A 17,129-nucleotide genomic window follows, 5' to 3' on the forward strand; every position below is an offset into this window, starting at 1 on the left:
AAAGAAGAATTAAGGGGAGGAATCACTTGAGAAGAAATGAATAAAGAATTTGGCACTAGTCAATTGTTAAAATATATTTATGTTTGATATTAAAACAACTAATACATAAGAAATCAAAGCAAAATTAACAGTACTATTAAATTCATTTTACTTAAATTTTATAATCAAAAATTAAGTTGTACGGTAGGTTTATTTTAAAAATTTTAATTTTACCTTATATTGTTTTTTTAAGATGGTAAAAGAATTATTTTTACTAAGTTTAATCTACAAAATCCCAATAGTTAAATTCCTTCTTCTTTTGAATTTTAGCGATTTATGAACCTCGAATTTTCTTATAATCCCTTTGCCACTCCGATATTTCTGACAAGTTTGCTATTTGTGACTTTGGCATTTTTTTCCTTCAGTAAAGACAACCAACACGGAGAACGATATTTTTCATTCTTCATGTTAAGTTGCTTTTTTTATTCTTTCTTTTACGGTATCGAGTTAATTTCCACTACCCCCGAAGGGATCAAGTTATTTTACATTCTTGAGTTTATCGGAGGCACATTTGTCACTCCCTTTTTATTTCTCTTTGTATTAAAATATACTGACCGCGCGAAGTTCATCAGCAATAATTGGTTGGTTTTGATTTTTGGGATTTCAGCATTTTTTCTTTTAATGGTATTTACAAATGACTATCACAACCTTTTTTACAAGGAAATATCTGCCGCACATAATTCCTACTTTTTGTCAGTTTATTTGGATCGGGGTCTTTTGCATTGGATGTACGCCAGTTACAATTCGATACTAATCATATTCTCTAACCTTCTGCTTTTCAGAATGCTTTTTTCAATTCCTGAAATTTACAGAGGCCAGGTGTTGATCATGCTTTTTGGAACTTTGATACCATGGATTGCTTATTTATTTGTCGTTTTTGGTTTTTATCCTTTCGGCTTGGATCCTGTTCCTTTCTGTCTTGCCATCAGCGGGGTAACTTTATTTTGGGCGTTGTTTCAATACCAACTGTTCAGAGCCAATCCAATTGCCTTTAAAACTATCTTCGAAAACATCTCTGACGGAATTTTGATTTTGGACAGACTAGGTGATGTAGTAGCATTGAATTATGCGGCTAGAAAATTTTTCTCAAAGCTAAGCCCTCAGAAAATCTACAAAAAAGACCAATTGATCTCAATTTCTTCAGATTTTGAGGGCCTGTTTACTGCCAATTCCCCTAATTATAAAATTGAAATTGCTATTCCCGAAGAGAAGAAAATCTTTGAAGTTTACCTTAAAAATATTGAAAAAGATTCTTTTGATCTGGAAACACCCAATTTTCAATACTTATTCTTGAGGGATATTTCCGAGCAAAAATCAACAGAAGAACTGATTAAGGCTAATGAACTGACTTTACAGAATGTAAACAGCAACCTGATCAGGAATGAAAAAATGCTGACCTCGATTGCATTTGCAACGAAGGAACTACTCTCGAACCACGATTTTGCGACAGCGACCCAAAAAGCCATTACTTTGCTAGGGGACGGGGCAGGAGTAGACAGGGCGTATCTTTTTGAGAACAGCCTCGATGAAAACGGAAACTTACTCAGTTCACAAAGATTTGAGTGGAGCGCTTTGGGAGTACCTGCAGAAATCGACAATCCTAACCTGCAGGGTCTTCCCATAGGTTTGTTTGGTGAAGGATCGCGGGTAATGGCTCAAAACAAACTGTACCAAGCCATAGTAGACCAAATGGAGACAGACCCTGAACTTAAAGAACTTCTTCAAAGTCAGGATATCAAATCCATTCTTTTGATTCCAATTTATGTGGAAGATTACTTTTGGGGATTTGTCGGATTCGATGATTGTACCAATGAAAGAAAATGGAGTGAAGCAGAAACAGCCTTATTAATAAGCTTTGCGGACAGTATTTCCAATGCCATAGAGAGGAAAAACATGGAAAGAAACCTCGTACAATCTATGGAAGCGGCAAATGAGGCAAGTATTGCAAAATCAGAGTTCCTGGCAAACATGAGTCACGAAATCAGAACTCCGCTCAACGGAGTCATTGGCTTTTCGGATTTATTGATGAAAACCAATCTGGATGAAAACCAGAGGGGTTTCCTTCAATCTATCTTACAGTCAGGCACATTGCTCTTGGACCTGATCAATGACATTCTTGATTTTTCAAAAATAGAAGCCGGCAAACTGGAATTGAGCCCAGAATGGGTCAATATTAAGGACTTGGTTTCAGATACCCTGAAAATCATTCAGCCGATCGCTACCGAAAAGAATCTGAAACTCAACCTGAATCTGGATGAAAAACTTCCCAAATCTGTTTTTGTAGATTCTACAAGGGTCAAACAAGTACTGATAAACCTGCTCAGTAATGCCGGAAAGTTTACCCATCAAGGTTACATAGAGTTGGGGGTTACCCTTGATGGTACCGAAACTGAGGATGGAGTCATGCCGATTGTCTTTTACGTGGAGGACACGGGAATCGGGATCTCAAAAGAAAAAGAACGGACAATTTTTGAAGCATTCGCACAGGAAGATAATTCAACCACAAGAAAATACGGAGGTACAGGTTTGGGCCTTACCATTTGCAGCAAGTTGCTGGAATTGATGGATAGTAAACTTGAACTTCAAACCAGCCTTGGTAAAGGAAGTAAATTCTATTTCAAGCTTGAACTTTCTGTCTCTGAAGAAACGGTACAACCAAAATTTGAAGAGAAAATGAATGGCAGTAGTATGCCTATCACTTCTAAAAAAGAAAAAGTATCTTCTTCTATCTTCAAAGTTTTGTTGGTAGATGACAATCCGGTCAATATGCTATTGGCCAAAGCGATTGTAAAAAAACTCCTTCCTACCTCAGTTATCTTTGAGGCATACAATGGTCTGGAAGCTTTGGAAGAATATAAAAAAGAAAAACCTGATCTGATTTTTATGGACATTCAAATGCCGGAAATGAGCGGCTATGAAGCTACAAAAGAAATCAGAAAGATTGAGACTGAGGTCAGGACTCCTATTGTTGCCTTGACTGCAGGTACAGTGAAAGGGGAATATCAAAGGTGTCTAGAGGCAGGCATGGACGATTACCTCAGCAAGCCTGTTTTGGTTTCAGATATTTCCGGAATGATTGAAAAACACCTCGGATCTGCTCCTAGCGCAACACAGGTTATCGCCTCGTCCAAATTTGAAGAATACAGATTATCTGATCCTGAATTTTTTAAAGAATTATTAGAGGTAAGCATTTCAAATATCGAAAAGCTTCAAAAAACCTTGATATCTAATCTGGAAGAAAACCACCTCCACGGGGTCAAGCAAACTGGGCACGCGCTCAAAGGAGTGGGATTGAACTTAGATTTCAAGGAACTGGTAGCTACTTCCTCGGCTGTGGAATTGTTGATCGATTTGGAGGAAGAAAGTAAATCGGTGGTGACCACCACCATCATGGAAGTATCCAAAATCCTAGACAGTCTTAAATCTGAATGGGAATCTATCAAAGACTAAAGGATTATAAAAAAAAGTGAAGGATTATTCCTTCACTTCCTCATAATCGATATAATCACCGCCTTTGATTTCCATTGACCTTTTTTGTTCGTATTCCTTTGGAATATGGTCCACATTTACATTTGCTCCTGGCGGTTTTCTCCTCCTATCATCCTCCCGCTTTAGGTCATTGGCATGGTCTACAAACTGCTTGAGTTTACTTTTTACAAAGAACTGTAGCAACTTGGAGAAGATCCAGGAAAGGGCAATCGCTATAAGAAGAAATTTGAAAATAAATCCCATTTTTTAGACTTTTAGATTTTAGAAGCGAGAATCGAGAAAAATCCCGGTTCTCGCTTCTCGGTTCTTGGCTCTTTATCTACTCAGGTAAAGGTTTCTCTCAGAATAAATCTTCAAGAAATAATCATCCATCAAATCGTCGATGAAGTATATCGCTTCACCGGTTGACTTCATTTCAGGACCCAATTCTTTGTTGACATTGGGGAATTTGTGGAAGGAGAAAATCGGTTCTTTGATAGCATAACCCTTTTTGACCGGATTGAATTCAAAGTCAGTTACTTTTTTCTCACCCAACATCACCTTTACGGCATAATTGACATAAGGTTCCTGATATGCCTTACAGATAAAAGGAACTGTCCTTGAGGCCCTTGGATTGGCTTCGATGACGTAGACCTTGTCGTTTTTGATCGCAAATTGGATATTGATCAAACCGACTGTGCGGAGTGCCAAGGCAATTTTTTTGGTATAGGTTTCAATCTGTCGCATGACAAAATCTCCAAGATTGTATGGAGGCAGCACCGCATAAGAATCTCCCGAATGAATTCCGGCAGGCTCTATATGTTGCATGATCCCAATGATATAGACATTCTCCCCATCACAAATGGCATCAGCTTCTGCTTCAATTGCATTCTCCAAGAAATGGTCCAAAAGGATTTCATTGTTTGGAATATCTCTGAGCACTTTTACCACATGCTCTTCAAGCTCTTTTTCATTGATGACAATCTTCATTCCCTGACCTCCCAATACATAGGAAGGTCTCACCAAAAGCGGGAACCCGATGGTCTTACACAATTCCAAGGCTTCGTCAGTATTGTGGATAGTTCCGAATTCAGGATAGTGAACCTCATTTTCCTTCAGCAAGGTGGAAAATCTTCCCCTATCTTCTGCCAAATCCAATGCTTCGAAGCTTGTACCGATGATCTTGATTCCGTATTTATCCAACTTCTCTGCAAGCTTCAAAGCAGTCTGCCCACCCAACTGTACGATCACACCCAAGGGCTTTTCGTGCAGGATGATTTCATAGATATGTTCCCAAAAGACCGGCTCAAAATACAGCTTGTCAGAGATATCAAAATCCGTGGAAACAGTTTCAGGGTTACAGTTGATCATGATGGTTTCGTAGCCGCATTCCTTGGCTGCCAACACACCATGGACACAGGAGTAATCAAACTCAATCCCCTGTCCTACCCTATTGGGGCCTGAACCTAAAACAACCACTTTCTTTTTGTTGGAAACCGGAGATTCATTTTCCTCCCCGAAGGTAGAATAGTAGTAAGGTGTCTGTGCATCAAATTCAGCGGCGCAGGTATCTACGAGTTTGTAAACCCGCTTGATGCCCATTTCATCGTAGCGTTTGGTAAAGACTTCACTTTCCAAACAACCCAATAGATGAGCCAATTGACGGTCAGCATACCCTTTTTTCTTGGCTGTATCCATCAATTCCCTAGGGATGGTATTGATATTGAATTTCTCTATCTGGTCTTCGACATGGATCAATTCCTCAATCTGTCTTAAGAACCACTTGTCTATTTTGGTAAGGTCGTGGATGGTTCTGAATGAAATGCCCAATTTGAAGGCATCGTAAATATGGAAAAGCCTGTCCCAACTTGGGTTGGCAAGACTATATAAAATCTTCTGTTGGTCACGGAGTTCTTTGCCATCGGCTCCCAATCCGTTTCTTTTGATTTCGAGTGATTGACATGCTTTTTGCAAAGCCTCCTGAAAATTGCGCCCTATGCCCATCACTTCTCCGACGGCTTTCATAGACAGTCCCAATCTCCTGTCCGAACCTTTGAATTTGTCAAAGTTCCATCTTGGGATTTTGACAATCACATAGTCAATCGCAGGCTCAAAAAACGCAGAGGTATTTCCAGTAATGGAATTCGTCAATTCATCAAGATTGTATCCAACTGCTAATTTTGCTGCTACTTTGGCAATTGGATATCCGGTGGCTTTGGAGGCTAATGCAGACGATCGGGAAACCCTAGGGTTGATTTCGATACCGATAATCTGGGTATTGTCAGGACTGACAGAGAACTGTACGTTACAGCCTCCGGCAAAATTCCCGATGCTGTTCATCATCGTGATGGCGTAATTCCTCATCCTTTGGTAAACCGTATCTGGTAAAGTCATCGCAGGTGCTACAGTGATGGAATCACCGGTATGCACGCCCATGGGATCGAAGTTTTCGATGGAACAGATGACAATCATGTTGCCGATATTGTCCCTCATGACTTCAAGTTCGTACTCCTTCCAGCCCATGATACTTTGCTCGATGAGCACCTCATGAACAGGTGAAGCCTGAAGTCCGGCGACAAGAGCTTTTTCAAAATCTTCTTCTTTTTCAACAAATGCACCGCCTGCACCACCGAGTGTATAAGAAGCCCGGATGATCAATGGAAACCCGATTTCTTGGGCGATTTCTTTTCCCTGAAGAAAAGAAGTAGCGGTATCTCCTTTGCAGACACCTACACCGATTTTTTCCATCAGTGCTTTGAATTTTTCTCTGTTCTCGGCTGTATCGATCGCATCGATATCCACGCCGATCATCCTGACACCGTATTTTTTCCAAATGCCTGACTTGTCGCAATCAATGGCAAGGTTCAACGCTGTCTGTCCACCCATAGTCGGCAAAACAGAATCAATATCCGGATGCTCTTGCAGGATTTTGATGATGGATTTTTTGTCGAGAGGCAACAAATACACATTGTCTGCAGTCACCGGATCCGTCATGATCGTCGCAGGATTGGAATTGATCAAAGTGACTTTGATGCCTTCCTCCCTGAGTGACCTTGAAGCCTGCGAACCGGCATAATCAAATTCGCAAGCCTGACCGATGACAATGGGGCCTGAACCGATGATGAGTGTGTGCTTGATGCTTGTTTCCTTAGGCATTCCAAAAGAGGTTTTAAGAGGTTTAATTACTTACGGCTAAATTGGTCCAAAATTAGGGAAATAATTTAAAGTAGCCCGACCATATCCAAAAAAAGGGCAGAAAGATTATGTGAATGGAGACGATTTGTAAATCGGAATATTTGGAACTATCTTTTGTTGGAGGAGAGGATTTCCCTATTGATTGGGATAGGCGATTTAATTCCAATTGCATCCCGATGGCTATCGCATAATATTTCAGCCCACTTCCGGGCTGTTGGTCAAAGAGCCAAAACCTGAAAAACTTCACTCCTTCCACTTAAACGACTTATCATCAATAGCCCGCATGGTACAGAGTACGCCGTTTAGGTGATCGTATTCATGTTGGATAAGTTCTGAGATGGCACCTTCTACGGTCCAAGATTGCTTTTTCCAGTTTTCATCCAAGTATTCCAAGGTCAGGGATTGGTGTCTTTTGACTTTGACGAGCAGATTGGGAAAACTCATGCAGTCATCCCAAAGCTCAAACATGTCCTTGCTTGGATCGGTGATTTCGGGATTGATGATGATGTAGGGTTTGTCAAGATTGAGGTAAAAAAGCCGTTTCATAATTCCCAATTGCGGTGCAGCAATCCCTCTCCCAAACCCATATTTCCTCCGGATATCTTGCATGGCTTCGTGCAGGTCTTTCACCCAATTTTCTACCAAAGGAAGTTCGTCATGGGTCAGTGGCGCACAATTTTCATAGAGGCGGGGATCACCGAGTTTGAGGATATTATCAACTGTTATCATGGATTCGAAGATAATTGGATTTTCAATCTTTTATCCTTGAATGAACCTTAAAAATGGATATTCATGGATATTGGATATTGATTGATATTTCCCAGCAGGTGATGTAAATGAGGATATGGTGAATAGAAAAAAAATATGAGTATCCGCAATATTGCACGTTCGGTTTTAAGAGGCTTTATCGAATACGGATACTCGTCCACGGACAACAGTCCACTGTCCATAGTACCACCAAATCGTTCTCCAACGACTATTTGTTTGGCGACTTGCATACATACGGATACACATAAAAAAAATACTTTAAATAGATTCCAAAAAAACCTGTCAGAATTGAATGCTGACAGGTTAAGATGCCCTCCATTTAAAATTGAAGGTTTTTTATTTTTTAAAAACCTTCGAGGTCAAAAAAAGACCTCAAAGGTTTAGGTTCTATATATGCAAAGCCCTGTTGTCCGTTGCGGCCAGGCAGGCTTCTTTGAAAGCTTCTGTATAAGTGGGGTGCGCATGGGACATTCTTGCAATGTCCTCAGCCGATGCCCGGAATTCCATCGCAACGACCGCCTCGGCTATCATGTCGGCAGTCCTTGGTCCGATCATGTGTACACCAAGGATCTCATCTGTATTGGCATCAGCCAAAACTTTGACTACGCCATCCGTATCCATGGAAGCCCGTGCACGGCCTGAGGCCATAAAAGGGAATTTCCCGGTTTTGTATTTGACTCCCTGTTCTTTGAGTTGCTCCTCGGTATATCCTACGGAAGCCACTTCCGGCCAAGTGTAAACTACCCCAGGAATCAAAAGGTAATTGATATGTGGCTTTTGTCCGGCGATAGTTTCTGCTACAAAGACGCCTTCCTCCTCTGCCTTGTGTGCCAACATCGCGCCTTTGACCACGTCTCCGATGGCGTAGATATTTGGCACATTTGTTCTCAGATGTGCATCCACCTCGACCAATCCCCTTTCGGTGATCTTCACTCCTGCCGCCTCGGCATTCAGTCCTTCAGTATAGGCTTTTCTTCCAATGGAAACCAAGACATAATCTCCTACGATTTCGATGGTTTCTCCTTTGCTGTTTTCTGCTTTGACGATTACTTCTTTACCGGTGTTTTCTACAGCAGTTACCTTGTGCTTCAGATAAAAGTCAAAATTCAATTTTTTCAGTGACTTCTGAAGTTCCTTGCCCATAGTACGGTCCATGGAAGGAATGATGGCATCGAGGTATTCTACCACCGATACTTTTGCTCCGAGTCTGCCATAGACAGAACCCAATTCCATACCGATCACTCCACCGCCGATGACGATCATGTGCTTGGGAATTTCTTTCAGTTTCAACGCTTCGGTAGAGGTGATGACCCTGTCCTTGTCGATATTGATAAAAGGCAAAGAAGCAGGCTTAGAACCTGTTGCAATGATGATGTTTTTTCCTTTGATCTCTTCAGATGAACCATCGTCTTTGGTCACCTTGACAGTGTTGGCATCTACAAATGAACCCAAACCATGGTACACTTCGATTTTGTTTTTCTTCATCAAAAACTGGATGCCATCCACGTTTTGCTTGACCACTTCGGATTTGCGGGCAATCATCTGCTCGAGGTTTACCTCCAAGTTGTCAAGGTTGATACCGTGGGTTTTAAAAGTATGGGCGGCATTGTGGTAATGCTCCGATGAGTCCAAAAGCGCTTTGGAAGGGATACAGCCTACATTGAGGCAGGTTCCTCCGAGCGTAGGGTATTTCTCAATGATGGCGGTTTTCATACCCAATTGTGCTGCCCTGATGGCTGCTACATATCCTCCCGGGCCTGAACCGATTACTATGACGTCGTACATTTTTTAATAGATTTTAGACATGAGACACAAGACGTGAAACTTGATATCACTGAAGATTGAATTTTGTTGATGGATTTGGTACCAAGTACTAAGTACTAAGTACCAAGTATATAGAATCTTGCTGACGTATTCCGGATCAAGAATCGAATTAAGTATCAATGTTCAAACTCATTTTGAGCTTGACAATCATATTTTGCACATACTCCAATTCTTTTTCAACATTTTTGAAATCTTCGTCATTCAGATAATTCAGATGGTTTGAGATTACCAATTAGGTATCCAATTGGAAAGGCGATCCAAGTGCAACCCTTAAGAAATTGTTGAACTCTTTTTTTCCGTTTCTTCCTGCACCCTCTGCGATGTTGGAAGGAATAGAGACTACTGCCATGTTCATTTGGCTAATCAAACCAAATCTTTCATCTTTTGGTAATTTCTCGGTTATCTTATAAACTTCAACTGCTAAGTCTATGGCCTTTTGCCAAACTTTTAATTCCTTATATCTGTGCATTTTCCTTGGAATTTTAGTGAAGTGATAATTTAACTGAATTTTAAATATCCGTCACTCCTAAACTTTGTCAAGGCGCCAATTTATTCGACTATTTAAATACTTGGTTCTTGGTACATAATACTTTGTACTTTTTGATCACCTTTTACTTCCTACTTCCAACTTTATCAAACTCCAAAAAGCAGTCTTGTCGGATCTTCGAGCAATTGTTTGACACGCACCAAGAAACTGACTGACTCTCTACCATCGATGATTCTGTGATCATAAGAAAGGGCAAGATACATCATTGGCAAGATTTTGACTTCACCGTTTACAGCCATTGGTCTTTCCACGATATTGTGCATTCCAAGGATTGCAGACTGAGGTGCATTGATGATCGGGGTAGACATCATGGAACCAAAAACACCGCCATTGGTGATGGTAAAAGTACCTCCGGTCATCTCTTCTATCGACAATTTGTTGTCTCTAGCCTTGCCTGCCAATCTTACTACTTCTTTTTCAATCTGATCAAAGCTCATAGCTTCAGCATTTCTTATCACCGGTACCACCAATCCTTTTGGAGCAGAAACTGCGATGGAGATGTCGCAGAAATCATTGTAGATGATTTCGTTGCCATCGATCATGGCATTGACAGCTGGCCATTCCTGAAGTGCCACACAAACAGCTTTGGTAAAGAAAGACATAAAGCCAAGGTTGACACCATGCTTTTCTTTGAACTGGTCTTTGTATTTCTTACGGATATCCATGATGGGTCCCATGTTGACTTCGTTAAAAGTGGTCAACATTGCAGTTTCATTCTTCACTGCTACCAATCTTCTGGATACAGTTCTTCTCAAAGAAGTCATTTTTTCTCTCCTGCTTTCCCTGGATCCTGCAACTTTTGGAGCTGAAGGGGCTTCTACTTTCGGAGCTGAAGGTTTTGCCTCAGCAGCTTTTGGAGCTTCTTTGGCTTGGGCACTGATGGCATCCTCCTTGGTGATGCGGCCATCTTTGCCTGTTCCTTTTACATCTTCAGCGTTTATCCCTTTTTCAGCGATAATTTTGGCGGCAGCCGGAGAAGCATGTCCGGTAGCATAGGTTTCATTTCCTGAAGCAGCAGGTTTGATTGTTTCTCCTGCAGCAGGACTGGCAGCAGTTGCAGCCTGTGCACCTCCCTCAACCACTTCGATTTTACAGATCAAGCCGCCAATTTCCAAAATGTCTCCTTCTTTGGCAACGTGCCGAAGAATTCCATTGGCTTCAGCAGGCAATTCAAAAGTAGCCTTATCGGAATCAACTTCAGCGATGATTTCATCCAAAGTCACATAATCACCGTCTTCTTTTAACCAAGAAGCCAAAGTCACTTCAGTGATTGATTCTCCGACGGTAGGGACAATCATGTCTTTAATTTCCCCTGTTTTGCCTCCTTGGCTTGATTTTGCTGCTTCCATAACAATTGTTTTTTCTTCTTTGCTTTCTGAATTTGATGCTGAATCAATCACACAAATAACTGCCCCGATTTCTAAAGTGTCCCCTTCTTGGGCTTTGATTTTCAATGTACCTGCAGCTTCCGCTGTCAGCTCAAAAGTGGCTTTGTCGGATTCCAACTCACAGATCACCTCGTCCATTTGGACTTGGTCACCGTCTTTTTTAAACCACTGACCAATGGTAACTTCGGTTATTGACTCCCCTACGGTAGGGACTTTCATTTCTAGGTTCATTATTTTGTTTTTTTTTATGCCAAGAATGGCCAAAGTTTTCTTAATACCACTCAGGTTATGAAAGTTTCAAAGCCTTCCTGACAATCTTGCCCTGTTCTTCGACATGGACTTTATTGTAACCTGTGGCAGGTGAGGCAGATGGTTTTCTGGAAATAATGTCCATTGGAAGTTCCTTGTACATCATTCTCAACATGTAGTTCCAATACCCCATATTTTCAGGTTCTTCCTGCACCCATAAGATTTCTGCATCTTTATATGCCTTAAGGGCATCCAATATCTGTTTTTTCGGAAAAGGATGTAATTGCTCAATTCTGATAATTGCCACATCAGTCACCTTTTCTTTTTCTCTTACCTCATCCAGGTCATAAAAAATCTTTCCTGAACACAGTAGGACTCTTTTTACATCATTGGCCTTAACAGACTGATCCAACAAAATCTCTCTAAATTCACCTTTTGTAAACTCTTCCAAAGGAGAAACCACTTTTGGATGTCTCAACAAGGATTTGGGAGACATGACCACACATGGTTTTCTGAAATCCCAAGCTTGCTGCCTTCTCAAAAGATGGAAAAAGTTAGATGGCTCAGTAATATTGGCCACCACCATATTGTATTCTGCTGATAGTTGAAGGAATCTTTCGGGTCGGGCGTTGGAATGCTCAGGTCCCTGACCTTCATAACCGTGAGGCAATAGCATGACAATACCGTTCATCTTACCCCATTTTGATTCTCCTGAAGAAATAAACTGGTCTATCATTGTCTGCGCACCGTTGGCAAAATCCCCGAATTGAGCTTCCCATATTGTAAGAGAATGTGGACTAGCCATTCCGTATCCATATTCAAACCCGAGTACTGCATATTCTGACAGCAGGGAGTTATAAATGTGAAACTGACCTTTGCTGTCTTTCAGTTCTTTTAGGAAATTGTAGGGCTTATTGGTATTTGCATCGTGGACCACAGCATGTCGGTGGGAGAATGTTCCTCTCTGACAATCCTGACCGGTGATTCTTACTGTTTTGCCTTCGAGAAGAAGAGAACCATATGCTAACAATTCGGCAGCTGCCCAGTTGAGGGATTTGGCCGTAAAGAACATGTCCTTCCTTTGTTTGAGCTGCACTTCAATTTGTTTGATAGGCTTGAATCCTTTTGGGATTGTAGTCAAAGCCTCTGCTACTTTCTCTATTTTATCAATAGAAATACCAGTTTCAGGAGATTGGTCAAAATCCTCAGGAGTGGATCTTCTCAATGACTGCCATTCCCTTTCGAATTTGGTGAATTGGTAAGGCAAAGGTTTTTCTTTGACCAGATTCAGTCTGTCCTGAAGCAATTGCCTGAATTCTTCATCCATGACCTTGGCTATCTCTGCATCGATATCTCCTCTTTCAGTCAATCTCTTGACATAGATTTCTCGTGGGTTTGGGTGCTTAGAGATGATATTATAAAGTTCCGGTTGGGTAAATTTAGGTTCGTCTGACTCATTGTGTCCATGCCTTCTATAGCATACCATATCGACAAAAATGTCTTTCTTGAATTTCTGTCTGAACTCAGCTGCGATATTAGCGGCAAATACCACCGCTTCGGCATTGTCCCCATTTACGTGGATAACCGGAGCATCGATGATTTTGGCTACATCTGTACAATAAATAGAAGTTCTAGCATCATCAAAATCTGTGGTAAACCCAACTTGGTTATTGATGACAAAATGAATGGTACCTCCAGTATTATATCCTTTCAATCCTGCCATCTGAGTCACTTCATAAACTATCCCTTGTCCGGCAACTGCGGCATCGCCATGGATGAGAATCGGAAGCGCCTTATTTGAATCGTTTTTATGCTGGGAATCAATCTTAGCCCTCATAAACCCAACAACGACCGGGTTCACTGCTTCAAGGTGTGAAGGGTTGGGAGCAAGCTTGAGGTTCACTTTCTTATCCCCTGTGGTAATGATGTCGGAAGAATAGCCCATATGGTATTTCACATCACCATCTCCCATAGTTAGATCCGGCTTGGCAGTACCTTCAAATTCAGAAAAAATCTGCTCGTAGGTTTTTCCCATGATATTGGAAAGCACATTGAGCCTGCCTCTGTGCGCCATGCCTATCATTACTTCTTCAACTCCAAATTCTGCAGCTGTATTGATGACTGCATCCAAAAATGGGATGGTGCTTTCGCCTCCTTCCAAAGAAAATCTTTTTTGACCAAGGTATTTGGTGTGAAGAAAATTCTCGAAAACTACAGCTTGGTTCAATTTGAAAAGGATTCTTTTTTTAGCTTCTACACTAGGATTAAAAGACAAAGCTTCTTTTTCGAATTTGGTTTTCAACCAATCCAACATTTCAGGATCTCTGATATAAGTATATTCGAAACCGATAGCCCCTTCATAGATTATTTTTAAGGATTCAATCAGTTTTGAAAGCTTCACTGTCCCAATACCGATTTCTTTTCCGGCCTGAAATTCTGTATTGAGGTCATTTTGGTCCAAACCAAAATCCTCAATATCCAACAAAGCTTTCCTGTCTCTCCTTTCTCTAACGGGATTGGTTTTGGACCGAAGGTGCGCGCGGGAACGATAAGCATGTATCAAAGCCCTGACTTTGATTTCCTTGGGCAATTGTTCCATATCCATGATTGTTCCAGGTGTCAACAAAGAACCGTTTACACCTTCATTGGGCCCTTCAGGACTTTTTGAAGCAGGAAGAGTTCCCTGATCTTCCCCATATTTGGCAATGGCAAAATCAAAGCCATCAAAAAATACCTTCCAACTTGGGTCTATTGAATCAGGGTTATTTTTATAATCAGAATAGAGCTCATCGATATAAGCTACATGTGCATTTGAGATGTAGGAGAATTTATCCATTGGTTTTATTGTCAACAAGACAAATGTAAACCCAAAAAAAGACATTTAAAAACCGTTAAAACGGTTATACAAATTAAAAAAACAAAACAAGAATGTGACACAAATCGCGATTGACAAAAAAAAAGCAGCACCCTAAGATGCTGCTTTTTTCAATTATTTTTATTAGCGGAAATTATCTTAATCCCGGAGGCCATGGCTTACCAGCATTGGATTTCAATACTACTCTACCTGTTTCAGCAGAAGTGTTTACCCATGTGAATACCAATTCAGCAGGTGAAACACTGATGAAGTTAAAGGTGTAAGTATCTCCATACTTATCAGAACCTGAGAAAGACAAAGAACCACAGGCATCATTCAACCTGACGTTGCCACCAAAGGTATCACCATAACAATCCCAGAATCCAAAAGTTGCATCAGAAACACCATAGGAAGTAGTACCTGCAATAGCAGTAAATGTTACAGTTCCTGTGATAGTACCGGGGCAAGATCCAAATGGAGAACTCATTTCAGAAGAAGTGAATTCATAAGTTCCTGCCAAAGCAGTAGGACAAACAACAGAAACGTTGTATAAGAAAGGGGATGCATAGAAAGCACCACCTTTGATATCCGCACTTGCATTGACATCATTGAATACACGTCCAGACTTGTCAGTCATTTTAAGACGGAATTCAAACACATCACCACCATTTATCTGCGATTGGGTCAATCCCAAAGCTGACAATGTTTCTGCAGAAGTAACAACAATACCGGCTCTCAAAAATTTGCTCTCGGTAGTGGAAGCAAAGTCTGAAGCAGAAAGCGTTTTGACAAGTACATCATTTACAGTAGTACCTGTTCCAACAGGAATATATTCCAAACCTACTCCAGGGATCAGTCTTCTACGTCTAACCCTTACTTCTACAGATTCGACAGTAGCACCATTTTCAGCATCAACAGCTTCAACGGTAATGTCAAACTTGGAGTTACCCAAATCAAAGAAGTTAAAGGTATCACTTGTACGGGCCACAGTCCTAAGATAAGCACCTGTATCAAATGTAGAATAAGGAATCCTTGGGTCAACGAAGTCAGTACATGAGGTTATGAAAACCAACATGGTAACTAACATTCCTAAACTATATTTTATCAATTTCATATTTTAGCAATTTTAGAGGTTAGTTAATCCAGCCGTTACCTTCAGGATTTGTATCCCAGAACACTCTTTGACCAAGATTGGCTTTCTGTGCCGGAGCATTTTTGTTTGTTACAGTAAATACTGTAGGATACAAGAAAGATCTTGGGAATAACCCTGGGTCAACAGCAAGACCAGGTTGCATGCCATCAGGCTGGCCTGTTCTTCTGTAAAGGTTATAAGATTCTACCCCATTACCGAAAAGAGACAGCCAATATTCCCTTGCAATCAAGGTCATTTTTCTGTTGGCAGGAGCCGCATCCCATTCAGTGTTGACAGCAGCAACATAAGAATCAACGAGTGATGTCCAAGTAGCGTTAGGTTGAAACGCAGTCACAACACCACCCTGAGAAGAAGCGAGTGCAAATGCCCTTACAAAGTTCATGTGCTTACGAATACCACTTTCAACCCTTGCTTTCGCATCACCTGGTACACCAAGAGTTTGGATAGCTTCTGCTACCATAAAGTCAACATAAGCAGACAACATAATCGGCTGCAGACCTGCACCACCTGCACCTAAAGTTGGTGAATTGACAGGAGAAGCAGAGTTCTCATCAAATCTACCACCTGCAGGATACAAGCCATACATGGTTCTTCTAAAACCATCCGGTGGAATACCCTCATTGTTCAAGTGGTCTCTTCCCCAATAACCTCTTCCTGTAGGACTGAAATCAGGTAAGCAGAAAGGGAAATTGTTTGCCAAATAGTGGCCTGGAGCAATTTCACCCAAGCATCTCAATTCATCAGGATCAGTTGGATTTGTCAAAGTCTGACGATACAAGTAATACCTTACTCTTGGGTCATCAAAACCTTTGGCTTCAGTCAAGTGGTACATGTACCAAGTACTTTGATAGTCACCACCGCCACCACCGTACTGACCGAATTTTGGCGCTCTTGAATCAGGGTTAGTTTGACTTGTGCCATATCTGAAAACGAAATCATCACCATCCTTCAACAAGTTATCCTCTGCAACCAATGCTGCAATTCTTGCTGCTGAACCACTGTTGACCAATTTGGTATTGAGGTAATACTTCAATTCTAAAGTATTTACCAAACGCTGCCATCTTGTAACGTTGTTGTTGTAATACAAATCAGTTGGAAGCGCTGCTGTAGCAATTGCAAAAGCTGCTCTTGCTGCTACCAATTCATCCAAAGCCACTTTGTACACATCTTCAGCACTGTCAACAGTTGGAGCGAAATCAGATGGATTGAGTGCCTTTGAATAAGGAACGTCTCCAAGGTGATCCACCAAATGCATCAAAACCATAGCCTTGATCACTTTTGCAATTGCAACGTGTCTTGGAATAGGTCTTTCCTCAGTATTAAGCTCATTTTCAATAAATTGAATATCACTCAAAATAGTTGCATAAGAAGTACTCCAAACACCGTTCAACGCGGTAGCATTGTAGGCATTTTGGTAGTTTACGTTTGGCTGGGCCAAAATTCTAGTTAGTTGTGCACCGGTATTACTGATTCCTTCAAACATACCTGCATAAGATAACTGCACTTGATTGAGAACCCAACTTGGATCCGCAGTAGCGGCCGTTACCTCGTTTGGTGAATCCAATAAATCAAGATCACATGATGAAGCAAATACCATTGTAAATGCAACAATCAGACTATATATTTTTCTTTTCATTGTCGTAA

General features: G+C 41.0%; 10 protein-coding genes. 1 reads left to right on the top strand and 9 read right to left on the bottom strand.

Translation table 11 applies throughout. The features are described from left to right. Nucleotides 1–315: 315 nt before the first annotated feature. Nucleotides 316–3,489, top strand: a complete 3,174-nt coding sequence (locus NU887_RS08985; RefSeq protein WP_258423024.1) for a histidine kinase N-terminal 7TM domain-containing protein — start codon at nucleotides 316–318, stop codon at nucleotides 3,487–3,489. Nucleotides 3,490–3,513: 24 nt separating this feature from the next. On the opposite strand, the gene NU887_RS08990 is transcribed toward NU887_RS08985, so the two are convergent. From NU887_RS08990 to NU887_RS09030, 9 genes are all read right to left on the bottom strand, one after another. Next, nucleotides 3,514–3,771: a DUF4834 family protein gene (locus NU887_RS08990; RefSeq protein ID WP_258423025.1), complete on the bottom strand. Its 258-nt coding sequence runs from the start codon at nucleotides 3,769–3,771 to the stop codon at nucleotides 3,514–3,516. Nucleotides 3,772–3,843: 72 nt separating this feature from the next. Further along, nucleotides 3,844–6,663, bottom strand: a complete 2,820-nt coding sequence (carB, locus tag NU887_RS08995) for a carbamoyl-phosphate synthase large subunit (protein ID WP_258423026.1) — start codon at nucleotides 6,661–6,663, stop codon at nucleotides 3,844–3,846. A 282-nt stretch (nucleotides 6,664–6,945) separates the two neighbouring features. Further along, nucleotides 6,946–7,431 (bottom strand): peptide deformylase, encoded by a 486-nt coding sequence (locus NU887_RS09000; RefSeq protein ID WP_258423027.1) that lies wholly within the window; start codon nucleotides 7,429–7,431, stop codon nucleotides 6,946–6,948. Nucleotides 7,432–7,857: 426 nt separating this feature from the next. After that, nucleotides 7,858–9,255: a dihydrolipoyl dehydrogenase gene (gene lpdA, locus NU887_RS09005; protein ID WP_258423028.1), complete on the bottom strand. Its 1,398-nt coding sequence runs from the start codon at nucleotides 9,253–9,255 to the stop codon at nucleotides 7,858–7,860. A gap of 271 nt (nucleotides 9,256–9,526) precedes the next feature. After that, on the bottom strand, nucleotides 9,527–9,763 hold the full coding sequence (locus tag NU887_RS09010; RefSeq protein ID WP_338080990.1) for a four helix bundle protein: 237 nt from the start codon (nucleotides 9,761–9,763) through the stop codon (nucleotides 9,527–9,529). A 164-nt stretch (nucleotides 9,764–9,927) separates the two neighbouring features. Then, complete coding sequence (gene odhB, locus NU887_RS09015) at nucleotides 9,928–11,460, bottom strand: 2-oxoglutarate dehydrogenase complex dihydrolipoyllysine-residue succinyltransferase (RefSeq protein ID WP_258423029.1); 1,533 nt, start codon at nucleotides 11,458–11,460, stop codon at nucleotides 9,928–9,930. 55 nt (nucleotides 11,461–11,515) lie between these two features. Then, nucleotides 11,516–14,314, bottom strand: coding sequence for a 2-oxoglutarate dehydrogenase E1 component (locus NU887_RS09020; protein WP_258423030.1), 2,799 nt, complete (start codon nucleotides 14,312–14,314; stop codon nucleotides 11,516–11,518). 172 nt (nucleotides 14,315–14,486) lie between these two features. Further along, nucleotides 14,487–15,446, bottom strand: a complete 960-nt coding sequence (locus NU887_RS09025) for a hypothetical protein (protein WP_258423031.1) — start codon at nucleotides 15,444–15,446, stop codon at nucleotides 14,487–14,489. Nucleotides 15,447–15,465: 19 nt separating this feature from the next. After that, nucleotides 15,466–17,121 carry a SusD/RagB family nutrient-binding outer membrane lipoprotein gene (locus NU887_RS09030; RefSeq protein WP_258423032.1) on the bottom strand — a complete coding sequence of 552 codons (1,656 nt, stop codon included), beginning with the start codon at nucleotides 17,119–17,121 and terminating at the stop codon, nucleotides 15,466–15,468. Between the last annotated feature and the right edge of the window lie 8 nt (nucleotides 17,122–17,129).

It is taken from the genome of Aquiflexum gelatinilyticum (assembly GCF_024741135.1).
Classification (GTDB): domain Bacteria; phylum Bacteroidota; class Bacteroidia; order Cytophagales; family Cyclobacteriaceae; genus Cognataquiflexum; species Cognataquiflexum gelatinilyticum.